Annotated in this window: 8 protein-coding genes; 5 read left to right on the top strand and 3 right to left on the bottom strand. The window is 46.7% G+C overall.

Translation table 11 applies throughout. From position 1 onward, the window contains the following. Nucleotides 1-15 precede the first annotated feature (15 nt). The 4 genes from MUY27_RS08715 (at nucleotide 16) to MUY27_RS08730 (ending at nucleotide 5563) form a co-directional block, all read left to right on the top strand. Entirely contained in the window at nucleotides 16-576 is a 561-nt protein-coding gene (locus MUY27_RS08715; RefSeq protein ID WP_245129619.1) for a hypothetical protein, read from the top strand. Between the two features lie 96 nt (nucleotides 577-672). Beyond that, nucleotides 673-1803 (top strand): sensor protein KdpD, encoded by a 1131-nt coding sequence (locus MUY27_RS08720; RefSeq protein ID WP_245129620.1) that lies wholly within the window; start codon nucleotides 673-675, stop codon nucleotides 1801-1803. Between the two features lie 25 nt (nucleotides 1804-1828). Beyond that, nucleotides 1829-3571, top strand: a complete 1743-nt coding sequence (locus MUY27_RS08725) for a HAMP domain-containing sensor histidine kinase (RefSeq protein ID WP_245129621.1) — start codon at nucleotides 1829-1831, stop codon at nucleotides 3569-3571. A gap of 105 nt (nucleotides 3572-3676) precedes the next feature. Continuing rightward, nucleotides 3677-5563, top strand: a complete 1887-nt coding sequence (locus MUY27_RS08730) for a glycoside hydrolase family 9 protein (RefSeq protein ID WP_245129622.1) — start codon at nucleotides 3677-3679, stop codon at nucleotides 5561-5563. 29 nt (nucleotides 5564-5592) lie between these two features. Here MUY27_RS08730 and MUY27_RS08735 read toward each other — a convergent pair whose 3' ends face one another. The 3 genes from MUY27_RS08735 to MUY27_RS08745 all read right to left on the bottom strand — a co-directional run bounded on the left by MUY27_RS08735 (nucleotide 5593) and on the right by MUY27_RS08745 (nucleotide 11882). Then, nucleotides 5593-6711: an efflux RND transporter periplasmic adaptor subunit gene (locus MUY27_RS08735; RefSeq protein ID WP_245129623.1), complete on the bottom strand. Its 1119-nt coding sequence runs from the start codon at nucleotides 6709-6711 to the stop codon at nucleotides 5593-5595. 41 nt (nucleotides 6712-6752) lie between these two features. Further along, on the bottom strand, nucleotides 6753-11129 hold the full coding sequence (locus tag MUY27_RS08740; protein ID WP_245129624.1) for a CusA/CzcA family heavy metal efflux RND transporter: 4377 nt from the start codon (nucleotides 11127-11129) through the stop codon (nucleotides 6753-6755). An 81-nt stretch (nucleotides 11130-11210) separates the two neighbouring features. Then, nucleotides 11211-11882, bottom strand: a complete 672-nt coding sequence (locus MUY27_RS08745; RefSeq protein WP_245129625.1) for a cytochrome b/b6 domain-containing protein — start codon at nucleotides 11880-11882, stop codon at nucleotides 11211-11213. 272 nt (nucleotides 11883-12154) lie between these two features. On the opposite strand from MUY27_RS08745, the gene MUY27_RS08750 reads away from it, so the two are divergent. Further along, nucleotides 12155-13096 carry a glycosyltransferase family 2 protein gene (locus MUY27_RS08750; protein WP_245129626.1) on the top strand — a complete coding sequence of 314 codons (942 nt, stop codon included), beginning with the start codon at nucleotides 12155-12157 and terminating at the stop codon, nucleotides 13094-13096. Nucleotides 13097-13121: the final 25 nt, after the last annotated feature.

A 13121-nucleotide genomic window follows, 5' to 3' on the forward strand; every position in this document is an offset into this window, starting at 1 on the left:
AAAACAAGTTTCATTATGAAAACGCTAAATGTATTATTGATAATGCTTCTGTTTTTCACCCTGAAAACAGAAGCGCAAACAAAAGGTCATGTTGGGTTATACCTTACACAAGCCGACTATCTTAATCACAAATTAAGTTATGCAGATAGCCAGGACCATATTTACTTTCATGAATTTTTAGGCGGCAAAAACATTACCGTTATAGTCGGCGGCAAAAAGCTCACCTTAGCTAAAAATGAAGTTTACGGCTACCGCGATGCTGATAACAGCGATTACCGGTTTTTCAACAATGAAGCCTACCGGGTTATAGATACCACCGGCTTCTACCTCTATTCCTGCAACAAAGCCGTGCAACAGGTAAAAGGACCGGCTGTAACCAAACTTTACTATTTCAGCAGTCTGGTTGGTTCTGAAATTCAACCCCTAAGCGTAAATAATCTCTGCCGTACGTTCAGTAAGAACCAGCACTTCAGGAATGAGCTTAGTGCAGAGTTTAAATCAGACGATGAACTACCAACTTACGATAATCTGTCGCACAGCTACAAAATAAAAGAGCTATACGCCGAAAGCCGGTAGTAGCTAAGGTACAGCATGTGTTTTTGGTTGATTGAGAGGACTCATGCTAAGGGGGCACCAGGTGCCCCCTTTCAAAGGTTTTAGATTTTTGACGACATGGAAAGTAAAGAGACAGACCCATCTGTAAAATCTTTCCTCGACCTGGTGAAAACCTCCAGGAAGGGAAAGTTTAAGATCTACATCGGCATGAGTGCAGGTGTGGGTAAAACTTACCGGATGCTGCATGATGCAAAAGGGCTTCAGCGTAATGGAATAAATGTGCAGGTTGGCTATGTAGAAACCCATAACCGGGCAGAAACACTCGCGGCCCTGGATGGGCTGCCCGTAATTCCCCGTCGTAAAATATTCTACAAGGGTAAAGAATTAGAAGAGATGGACCTGCAAACCATCCTGAACACCCACCCAGAAGTAGTAATTGTGGATGAGCTTGCCCATACCAACGTAGCAGGCAGTAAAAACACAAAACGCTGGCAGGACGTGGTCGACCTGCTGGAGGCCGGCATCAACGTCATCTCGGCGGTAAACATCCAGCACCTGGAAAGCCTGAATGAAGAGGTTGAGAAAATTACAGGTGTCGCTATTACCGAGCGTATTCCGGATAAAATACTGGAATTAGCTGATGAGATCGTGAATATCGACCTGACCTCGGATGAGCTGATCGAGCGCTTGAAAGATGGAAAGATCTACGATAAAGCTAAGGTAGAACAGGCGCTGAGCAACTTTTTCCAGGCAGATAAAATCCTGCAATTGCGCGAACTTGCATTGAAAGAAGTAGCACACTATGTAGAACGCAAGATAGATGTGGTGGTTCCGAGGCAGATCAAACTTCGAAAAGAGCGGTTCCTGGCGTGTATCTCGTCAAATGCAGAGACGGCCAAAATAGTGATCCGTAAAACTGCGCGCCTGGCTTCCTATTATCAGTCTTCGTGGATTGTACTTTACGTTCAGACGCCAAACGAAAGCGGCGACCGTATTAAATTAGATAAACAACGGCACCTGATCAACAATTTAAAATTGGCTACAGAACTGGGTGCAGAGGTGTTGCGGCTGAAAAGCAACGACATCATCCAAACCATTTTAGTTGTAGCCGAAGAAAAAGAAATTACAACAATCTGTATGGGGAAACCGCACATCAGCCTGTTACAGGTGATCCTTAAAACGGCGGCATTTAACCAGATGCTGAAACAACTGGCGCATACCAGTACTGATCTTGTGATCCTGTCGTGATCCGTTAACTTAAAAGATGATTAAAATGAAAATCAAAACCAAACTTCGCTTAGGATTTGCTTTCCTGTTTATCGTAGTGATATTCTTCGGCGCAACTGCGCTGTACTATATCCAGGTGATTTCAGCCAGCGCAAAAGTGATCCTGAAAGATAATTACGAGACGCTGAACTATACCAAAAACATGCGCGCACTACTGGATGAAAACGCCGCGCCGTTTGAGAAAAATGTGCTTCAGCAATTTAACCGCGAGCTTGCAAAGCAAGAGAAAAACATTACAGAAGCAGGCGAAAAAGAAGCGACACTTCAAGTTAGGGAAGCCTTTGATCAATTGTCATCAGAAAGCCCCTCATCTCCGCAATTACTGAAAGCCATAAGAGCAAACCTGCGTACGATAGAAACGCTGAACATGAACGCAATTGTCCGGAAAAATGCAGCGGCGATGTCCTCCGTAAAAAAAGCTACACTCTACCTTAGCATGGCAGGCACCTTTGCCTTCCTGGTATTGCTCAGCTTCAGTGTAAATTTCCCAGGGTTTATAGCAGGGCCGCTAAAATTACTGCAGGATGGTATCCGTGAAATCGGTGAGAAAAACTACAGCCAGCGCTTGAATTTCGATAAAGACGATGAGTTCGGCGACGTTGCTGCTGCCTTTAACCAGATGGCAGAGCGGCTGAACGAATGGGAAAACAGCAACCTTGCGGGACTGAAATCTGAAAAGCTTCGTATAGAAACCATCATTGAGCAAATGCAGGATGCCATTATCGGGCTGAATGAACAAGACCAGATCCTGTTTATCAACCAGGCGGCAGAAACCATCTTCAACCTGCAAAAGGCAGAAGTTACCGGCCAACCCATCCACTTACTCACTAAACGGAACGACTTGCTGAAGAGCATCATCGGCACGGAAAATATTTTAAAACCGTTGAAGATCTACGCAAACGAAAAGGAGTCTTTCTTTAAGGTAGAAAGCCGCGAAATCAATATCCCGAATCTTCAGGCTAATAAAGACAATGCCTTACGGCAAGCTTCTGTATCGGCAGGGAAAGTAATTATTCTAAGGAACATTACCGAATTTAAAGAACGTGACGAAGCAAAAAGTAATTTCATCGCTACCATCTCGCACGAGTTAAAAACGCCGATGTCATCTATCAAAATGAGCCTGCAATTGCTGAATGACGAGCGTATAGGCGCCTTAAATCCAGAGCAGCAAGGGCTGGTGTCTAATATCAAAAGCGACTGCGACCGTCTGTTGCGGATCAGCAGCGAGCTGCTGGATCTTTCGCAGGTAGAAACAGGCAATCTTAAACTGAATATCTCGGCTATCGACCCGCTGAAGATATTAGATTACGCGATAGACACCGTAAAATTCCAGGCCGAGCAAAAAGAGGTAAAGCTGGAAGTGCAAGCCGCAACAGGCTTACCCCAGGTACATGCCGACACCGATAAAACAGCCTGGGTACTGGTCAACTTGTTATCCAACGCGCTAAGATATAGCCATGAAAAGTCGCGGATCATCATCAGCGTAAAAGCAGAGGCCAGCAAATTGATCTTCTCAGTTCGTGATTTTGGCAAAGGCATAGACGAGCAGTACCAGAAACGGCTATTCGAACGCTATTTCCGTATCCCCGCCGATGGTAGCAGCAAATCTGGAACAGGGTTAGGTCTGGCCATTTCGAAAGAGTTTATAGAGGCACAAAACGGTCAGATTTGGGTAGAAAGCGCCATTGGCGAAGGTAGTTCATTTAGTTTCGCGTTACCGGTAGGCTAAGCCGAATGTCGATAAGGATGTTACTTGAAACAACATAAAATATGGGTAGTTTTGGATTGTCGGCGTTTACCAATTTCGCCAGACACCGAAGCTTACCTGTATAATATGTTCTTCAAGTACAGATCGAATTATCTAAAAGTTGATCGTGAAACCCGTTGCTGCCTGTTGGCTGTAATGGCATTCCTGATATTTGCATCATTGCAGGCATCGGCACAAACAGGACGGCAAAGTTGGATACGCATCAACCAGTTGGGATACCCTACCGGCGGAACAAAAGTAGCGGTACTTGCCTCCAAGCAGGTAAAAGCAGACGAACCCTATTTCGAACTGATAGATGCCACCACTTCTAAACCGGTATTCAGGGCAAAGCTTGGGAAAGACTTTGGCCATTACGGGCCTTTCGCTTCCTGCTACCGGTTGTCTTTTACAAGTTTTAAAAAAGCGGGCAGGTATTATCTTAAGGTTGGGACAACTACTTCCCCTGTCTTTGTAATCTCCAATAAAAATTATAAAGGCGCCGCAGATTTCACCCTTCGTTACATGAGACAGCAAAGAAGCGGGTTCAACCCGTTCTTAAAAGACTCCTGCCACACTAAAGATGGTTACGTTATCTATGGCCCGGTGCCGGACGGCACGCATATCGATGTATCCGGCGGTTGGCATGACGCTACTGATTACCTGCAATATGCAACAACATCGGCGAATGCCACCTTTCACCTCTTAGCGGCCTATCATGATTTCCCTGGGGTATTTACAGATCAGTATCAGGGTAATGGCCTTGAAGGTAAAAACGGCGTACCAGATGTACTGGATGAAGGAAAATGGGGGCTTGACTGGTTAATGAAAATGCATCCACGGGCCGACTGGATGTTCAACCAGTTGGCCGACGACCGCGATCACTCCGGGTTTCGCCTGCCGACTAAAGATTCTGTAGATTATGGGTATGGCAAAGGCAACGGCAGACCCGTTTATTTCCTCACCGGCTCGCCGCAGGGATTAGGTAAATATAAAAACCGCGCAACGGGAACGGCATCTACCGCAGGGAAGTTTACCAGCGCATTTGCCCTGGGTTCAATGCTTTATCACCATAAAGACCAACAATTTTCGCAATTACTAAAGCAAAAGGCTTTGTCGGCTTATCAGTATGGGCTTGCCAAACCAGGGGTAGCGCAAACAGCCCCTAACCTTGCCCCCTATTTTTATGAGGAAGACAACTGGGTGGACGATATGGAACTCGGCGCCGCTATGCTTTACCAGCTAACCGGGCAAACGCAGTATCTGACCAGCGCGCTCGGTTACGGAAATACAGAAAAAGTAACGCCATGGATGGGTGCAGATACCGCGCGGCATTACCAATGGTACCCGTTCCACAACTTTGGCCACTACGAAATCGGCAACGCATCTAAAGGCAATAAGAAGCAACTGATGATCAGTTACTATAAACGAGGCATCGAACGCGTTTGGCAAAAGGCCAAGCACAATGCTTTCTACCGGGGCGTCCCGTTCATCTGGTGCTCTAACAACCTTACGGTTTCCTTTGCTATTCAATGCTACCTGTACCGAAAGATGAGTGGCGATAATACGTACCAGGAATTGGAACAGGCTTGCGTGGATTGGCTTTTAGGTTGTAACCCATGGGGTAAAAGCATGATCTACGGCTTACCTGCCAATGGCGATACCCCTCAACACCCTCATTCGTCATTATCGCATCTGTGTAACTACCCGCTGGATGGCGCTTTGGTAGATGGCCCGGTGTATACCTCTATTTTCAGAGGCCTTAAAGGATTGAAACTGTATACTGATGATACCTATGCCGATTTTCAATCGGACCTAGCGGTTTACCATGATGACTTTGGCGACTACAGCACCAATGAACCCACTATGGATGGAACGGCAAGCCTGGTTTACCTGCTTGCAGCCATGGAAGACCAGTCGGCCAAAACCGTCCATCAAAAGGTTAAAGTAAGGATTAAAAAATCAAAACATGAATAACTGTCAGACAGATATTTAATTAATATTCTTTATTCATCTCCGCCCGCATTCTTCATAGCCGAAAGGATAGCAAATGCGCCTTTTAAAACCAGGGTTTGCTGTGCAAACTCGGGCTTGTTGAAGTTCACTTCGTTCCAGCCGCCCTGTTTGGCACCAATAGTTACCGGCACCATGTTAAAACGCACCTGTTGGTTTTGTTTACTTGCCAGAAAGGCATAGTCTTTCCCTTCGTAATTAACAAGGGCTTCATCTGGCAATACTTGGGTAACGTGTGGTTTTGTTCGTATCGAAGCCTGCAAAAACATATTGGGCAGCAAATTTTGGTCGGCCTTTAAGAAGTGGCAGTGCACCAGTACGCTGTGGCTGGTATCCAACATCCGGCCAATCAGAATCACTTCACCGGGGTAGGTTTTATCGGGTATGCTCGGCAAAGTAATATTCACCTTACTGCCGATCTTTATTTTAGGAATATCTTGTTCATAGACGGTTAGCGCCGCGTGGATATCGTCGGTACTTACCAGCTCCATCAACACATCCGATGGGTTGACATACTTACCCACATTGGCGAAAACCTGGGATACAAAACCAGATATCGGCGCAATGATGTTAATTACAGACCTGATATTACCGGCGTTAAGCTTTTGCGGATTGATGCCCAGTAAACGCAGCTTTTGCGCCATACCGGCTGCTTGTGCCTGCTCGCTGTTATAATCTGCCTGGGTTTGCTGGTACAGCTTCAGCGGACTGGCCTGCTGGCGGCTCAGTTCCCTTTGCCTATCCAACTCCTGCTTCAGGAAGGCCATCCGGCTTACGGCAGTAAGGTAGTCTTGTTGTATGGTGATGTAGTCCTGGTTTTCTATCTGGGCAATCACCTGCCCTTTGCGTACTGGACGGCCCGGTAACATACCTGTTCCCTTTAAAAAGCCGCCCATGGGCACATTTACAGAGACAATATTTTGCGGTGGCACGTCAACCTTGCCGGTTACGTGTATTTCGGTCACCAGTTCTTTGCTCGGTAACTTGCCGGTATCTATTCCCCCGTTTTTATACTGCTCGGTATTAAACGTAATGCTATTTCCCGGAGATTTTGCCTGTTGCGACTGACCGGCTTCTTGCTGATTATCCTTTTTGCTGCTACAGGCAAGCAAACAACATGTTAACGGTATTAATATATAATTGTAGCTTTTTATCATGGCTTTCCTGTTTCGTTCTGATAATACCATAAGGTATTTACTGACTGATTTAATTGTAATAAAGCGTCGATCCGTTCTGTACGTAGCTGAACCGATTGGCTGTAAAAGTTAGCCCACTCCAAGTAACTGATGCCACCGTTTTTGAAAGACAAGGTCGCTGTACGTACCAGTTCATCTGCCTGGGTAGCGGCGGCGCTTTCGTAATAAGTTAAGGCTTGTAGTTGTTGCTTGTAGCGCTCAGCAGCCTGCTTCCATTGGCTAAGCCATTCTGCCTGTTTAGCAGAACAGGTATAGACGGAAGCTTTTTGCTGGTACGAAGCTGCCTTCATAGCTGCTTTATAAGGCTTAAAGAACAGAGGGATGTTCACACCAAATAAGTAAGACGAAAATCGATCGCTGCGGGTAAGGTTATAATTGCTATTACGCGGATCTGCACCGGCAAAACTTTGATTATTATAACCCAGCACCACTTCTGGTAATGCACGGGCCTTGGCATTCCTGATCCGGAAATCGCTCACTACTACTTGTTGTTTTGCCTGGTTTACTTCAGGGTGGCGCAGCGCGGCATTAGAATCCGGAAGCATCGACTTATACCATTTCGGCGGCGCGGCATCTTCCGGAAGATACTTTTCGGATGTATTAAGCAATGTCTGCCATCTGTTTTGAAGCTGACTGATCTCGCCCTCTATAAACCTGCGTTGATTTTTTAGCCGCGCGGCATTTGCTTCCGCACTGGTAAGATTAATCCGCGATGATTCGCCTAACTTAAACCGCAGTTGTTCCAACCGGATCACCTCTCGATAAACCGAATCCTGGCTATCCAGTAATTTAAGTTTTGCCAGGTTAGCAGCAACCTGCAAATAAATGTCGCGTACCTGGTAAGCCACCTGGTTTTTAATGATCTCTTCCTGGATAGCGGTCAGGCTGCTTTCTGCTTGTAAAAGGTTTTGGAGCGAAGTATAATAAAAAGGTAAAGACAAAGTCTGCACGGCTCCAATACGGCTATCTGTATAAGGGCTATTAATGCGGCCAATATCATAACTCACCTGTGTTTTCGGTAGTTCAAAGGCGGTACCCACATTGGCTTTAGAGGCAAAGGTTTGGTTCTGCGCCGCACGCAAATAATTATTATTAGCCAGGGCCTGGCCAACCACATCTGCTACACTTACCGGCTTACCTATCGGCGCTTGTGCCCGCGTAGATGTGCTTATCATTAAAAGCAATATCGCGATAACTGCGGCGGCAGCGCCCCCTTTTCCTTTAGAAGATCTGCTTGCCGCAAATTGCCGGTAAAGCGCAGGCAACACCACCAACGTAAGCAGGGTAGCAGTAATCAGCCCGCCGATAACCACCGTAGCCAGCGGACGTTGAACTTCTGCGCCTGCATGGGTGGATACCGCCATCGGCAGGAAACCGAGCGATGCCACGGTAGCCGTCATCAGTACCGGCCGCAGCCTGTTGTTGGTCCCTTTCTTTATGCGTTCTGTTACATCGGTTTCGCCTTCCGTTTTTAATCGGTTAAATTCACTGATCAACACAATGCCGTTCAATACCGCCACACCGAACAAAGCAATAAAGCCCACACCGGCAGAAATACTGAAATCCATCCCCCGCAGCCAAAGTGCAAAGACCCCGCCGGTAGCCGCTAATGGGATAGCAGAGAATACGATCAGGGCTTCGCGGAGCTGGCCAAAGGCAAAAAACAACAAGATAAATATGATGAATAAAGCGGCCGGAACAGCGATAGCCAGCCTGCTCTTAGCGGAATTCAGATTTTCAAACTGGCCACCGTACTCGATGTGATAAGCCGCAGGAAGCTTCAACTTCTGCCCCACTTGCTGCTGTAAATCTTTTACCACGCTTTGCACGTCGCGGCCACGCACGTTAAACGAAACCGATATCCGGCGTTCCCCATCGTCGTGCTGGATCTGGTTCGGACCCTCCTTAATACCAATTGTAGCCAATTGCTGCAACGGCACCTGCCCGTTTGAAGTTGCTACCTGCAACTGCCCGATATTATCCAGGTTGGCCCGTGCCGAGTCGGCCAGGCGAAGCACCACATCAAACTGGCGCTCGTTCTCATAAATATTTCCTGCCTTTTCGCCGGCAAATACCGCGTTAACAATATGGTTCACCTGGCTAATGCTTACATGGTACTGTGCCATCTGGGGCCGGTTGTAATGGATCACCATCTGCGGCAAACCAACAATCTTCTCGGGCGTCACATCGGCGGCTCCTCTTACGTGGCTGATGATGCTGGTGAGTTTACCAGACAACTTCGCCAACTGCTGCAGATCATCGCCAAATATCTTCACCACCACGTCCTGTTTAGAACCAGAGATCAGCTCGTTAAACCTCATCTGTACAGGATATTCCACCCCGACATTTAAACCGGGGATCTGTGCCAATCTTTTACTCATGGTATCTTGCAAAGTCGGGTAATCATGCGCGGTTTTCCAGTCAGACTTTTCATTCAGCGTTACAAAGATGTCGCACTGTTCCAGCGACATCGGGTCTGTAGGAATTTCAGCAGAACCAATACGGCAGGTTACCTGCTGCACCTCCGGGAATTTCTTCAGTTCGGCACAAGCCTGCTTCATTCCGCGGATGGTTTGGCTTAAGGATGTACCGGGAAGAAAACGGGCATCCAGTGCAAGGTCGCCTTCTTCCAACTGCGGTATAAACTCGCCCCCCAGGCGGCTGAACACCAAAAAGGCCAGTGCAAAAAGCGCCACCCCGATCACGATCACCATTTTAGGATAGCCGATTGCCTTAAGCAGCAGGGGTTCATATTTACGATGGATCCAGGCCATCAATTTATCAGCAAAGCTTTTCTTATCCGAAGTTTTCCTGCTTACGGTTAGCGCCGTCATCATGGGCACGTAGGTCAGCGAAAGAATAAATGCACCCACCAATGCAAAAGCGACCGTTTCTGCCATCGGCCTGAACATTTTACCCTCTATACCCTGCAAACTTAAAATAGGCAGGTACACAATCAGGATGATCACCTGCCCGAAGATGGCGGCATTCATCAACCGTGAAGTAGATTGCTTTACTTCTTCATCCGCCTCTTCTTTTGATATTTCTGCACCTGTAGCGTTACCCAGCTTATCTTTAAAGCGGTGTACCACCCCTTCAACAATAATTACCGCACCGTCCACAATCAAACCAAAATCTAGCGCACCCAAACTCATCAGGTTAGCCGAAACATGAAAGATATTCATGGCAATCAGGGCAAACAACATGGCTAAAGGGATCACCGATGCCACCACCAAACCTGATCTTAAATTCCCGAGGAAGATCACCAGTACAAAAATGACGATGAGCGCACCTTCCAGCAAATTGCGTTCGACGGTAGATATGGCATTCCCCACCATTTTGCTGCGCTGATAGTACGGCACAATGGTAACACCCTCTGGCAGCCTGCCTTTAATTTGTTCAATACGTTGTTTTACGCGCTCCACTACGTCCATAGCATTGGCGCCCTTCAGCATCAGTACCACCGCCCCGGCCACCTCGCCATACTTGCTGTTTACCATCGCGCCAAACCGGAGCGCGTCGCCTTCTTTTACCTGGGCCACATCGCCCACCTTCAGCGGAAAGCCGTGAAGGTTCTTAACCGGGATATTCCGCAGATCTTCAATATTTTCTGCCAGACCTTCGGTTCGGATATAATAGGCATTCGGGCCTTTCTCGATATATGCGCCACCGGTATTCTCATTATTCTGCTGCACGGCGTTGTACAGTTCGTCCAGCGTTACGCCTGCGCCTTTTAACCGTTCGGGGTCTACCACTACCTGGTACTGTTTTAACTTACCGCCCAGGCTGCTTACATCTGCCACGCCCGGCACGCCCAGCAACTGCCGGCGCACAATCCATTCCTGCATGGTGCGTAATTCGGTAAGGGTATAGCGTGTTTCGTATCCGGGTTTGGGTACCACGTAATACTGGTAAATTTCGCCCAGTCCTGTACTTACAGGCCCCATTTCTGGCTCGCCCACGCCGGGTGGGATCATTCCTTTTAACTGGCTCAACCGCTCGCTTACCTGCTGGCGGGCCAGGTAAATATCTACATCATCATTAAAAACTACGGTAACATTAGATAGTCCGAACCGCGAGATAGACCGCATTTCTTTCAACTTGGGCAGGGAGGCCATTACCCTTTCTGCCGGGGCAGTAATCAGGCGTTCCACTTCAGGCGCAGCAAGCGACGGAGAAACGGTAATAATCAGTACCTGGTTGCTAGTAATATCGGGGACAGCGTCAACTGGCAAACGGGTTGCCGAAAATACACCTGCCACAATCAGTAGCAGCACCATCAGGCCAACGATAAGTTTATTTTTAACAGAGAAAGCAATAATCCTGTCGATCATTCTAAATATAATAATGTGATAACAGGCGCAATTTACAAACAGATATTGAAGCTATTCTGTAGAACTGACAGAAGGGGAAGATTAATTTCCGCCCCCGTTAATCATATCAGAAACAATTCCTTTGCTTTCCTTTCTTTCGGCCAGTACCACACCCACTATATGCACAATAATGAAGGCAATAACCGCATACATACACGCGCCGTGAATTTCTTTAATCTGGTGCGAAAAAGCTTTACTGAGCCCAATATTCCTTTTAAAGAAAAGCGCGGTACCGGTTACCGACATTACCAGTAAAACAATATAGAAGAGTACGTAGATCAGTTTCACAAAATAGTCGTGCTTTGCCAGCTGGCGTTCTTCTCCCGAACCTTTCATAGCCAGTTTTGCCAGGCTGATGCGTTTAAATAAGGATTGCGAAACAGGCTGAACCAGTTCGTAAATGATCCGGAAGATCAACAGTGCAACCAGTGCTAAGCCAATATAAGCATGCACATCCCAAACGCTGTCTTCCAGTTCATGGGCAATATTTTTTGCCATATCTGCAGTAACCGCAGCACCGCCTTTTGTTTCGACGGACATAATCAGCGAAGAAGCCGATTGCCGATCAAGTAACGTACTGTTGATCAGAACGGTGATCAGTGAACCTGAAAGCACTAAGGCGTTCAGCCAGTGCCAAAGCCTGATGCCCAGAGGATAGGTACGGGTTACGGATGGTTTTAAGGGATCTTGTTTTACCGGTTCGATGATAGCCATATGAATATTGAAAATATGAGCAATAAATTTAAATAAAGAGTTTGAAGAAAGATTGAAGAAGCCCGGCGAATACCAGCACATCCTGCCCTATCCAAGGGTATTCATCCCAATCCAAACTCTTATAGCATCAGCAACTTTTGATGGCTGCCGAGGAATGAAATACCAATTATCCGAAAGAAATGTTTTATAGCCAGTCCAGGTACCAGCTGTGGTTGTGGCAAACATAGCCCGTTAATTTTTGTACTTTTATGGCCTCGTAACATTTACAATTAATGCCCAAAGCAGTTGCCGTAATACTGGTTAATTATAACACGCCTGACTATACCATCAACTGCGTTAATTCCCTGAAACAGTACTGCAATACCTCATTGTTTGATGTGATTGTTTTAGACAATGGTTCGGCGGATGATTCCCTGAATATTTTGCGTACTGCCCTGCCGAGCGACAGAATTATTGCTAACGGGCAAAACCTTGGTTTTGCTGAAGGTAACAACGTAGGCCTGCGGATCAGCATCGATGAAGGCTATACTTATTCTTTAGTGATTAATACCGATACCCTTACAAATGAGGATGTTGTGAGTGGACTTTACAGTTATTTGCAGGAAAACATAACCGTTGCAGCTGTGCAGCCGGCCATTTACTGGATGCACGATAGGGCGAACATTTGGAACGGGCCATGTTACTTTAATAAATTTACGGGAAAGGTTTATTCGAAAACGCAAGTTGAAACAGCGATTAAAACGGTCGACTGGGCAACCGGGTGTTGTGTGATGTACCGGAACAGCGCTTTGGCTAAAAGCGGGTTATTTAACAAACGTTTCTTTTTGTATTACGAGGATACCGAACTTTCGCTCCGGCTGGGTGAAAATGGTTTCGGCATCTACTACCTGCCGCAGTATAAAATTTACCATGAGGCAGGTGTTTCGGGCAAAACTAAAACCAAACAAAAAGAAGGATACCTTTGGCCGGTGATCCATTACTATACTACCCGTAACCGCATCTGGATTTTAAGATTGTACGGTTCGGCAGTTTTCACCCCCATTTATCTGCTTTATCATGGCGGTTATATCCTCGGGTTGTTGGGATACCTTACCATGCGGGGTAGATTCGCTAAAGTGCGACAGGTGATTAAAGGTATCAAAGAAGGCCTTTTTACATCAAAGGCAATAATCATGGCAGGGGCTAATGATAAAGCTGACGATTTAGCGCAATAAAACTTAAATTGCACCCTCGAAACAA

Origin of the sequence: Mucilaginibacter straminoryzae, assembly GCF_022953055.1 — a bacterium.
GTDB lineage: Bacteria > Bacteroidota > Bacteroidia > Sphingobacteriales > Sphingobacteriaceae > Mucilaginibacter > Mucilaginibacter straminoryzae.

What these genes read in the sequence shown, in the direction of transcription:
- MUY27_RS08715 (WP_245129619.1), top strand. Translation starts at nt 16, where the DNA reads ATGAAAACGCTAAATGTATTATTGATAATGCTTCTGTTTTTCACCCTG.
- MUY27_RS08720 (WP_245129620.1), top strand. Translation starts at nt 673, where the DNA reads ATGGAAAGTAAAGAGACAGACCCATCTGTAAAATCTTTCCTCGACCTG.
- MUY27_RS08725 (WP_245129621.1), top strand. Translation starts at nt 1,829, where the DNA reads ATGAAAATCAAAACCAAACTTCGCTTAGGATTTGCTTTCCTGTTTATC.
- MUY27_RS08730 (WP_245129622.1), top strand. Translation starts at nt 3,677, where the DNA reads ATGTTCTTCAAGTACAGATCGAATTATCTAAAAGTTGATCGTGAAACC.
- MUY27_RS08740 (WP_245129624.1), bottom strand. Translation starts at nt 11,129, where the DNA reads ATGATCGACAGGATTATTGCTTTCTCTGTTAAAAATAAACTTATCGTT.
- MUY27_RS08745 (WP_245129625.1), bottom strand. Translation starts at nt 11,882, where the DNA reads ATGGCTATCATCGAACCGGTAAAACAAGATCCCTTAAAACCATCCGTA.
- MUY27_RS08750 (WP_245129626.1), top strand. Translation starts at nt 12,155, where the DNA reads ATGCCCAAAGCAGTTGCCGTAATACTGGTTAATTATAACACGCCTGAC.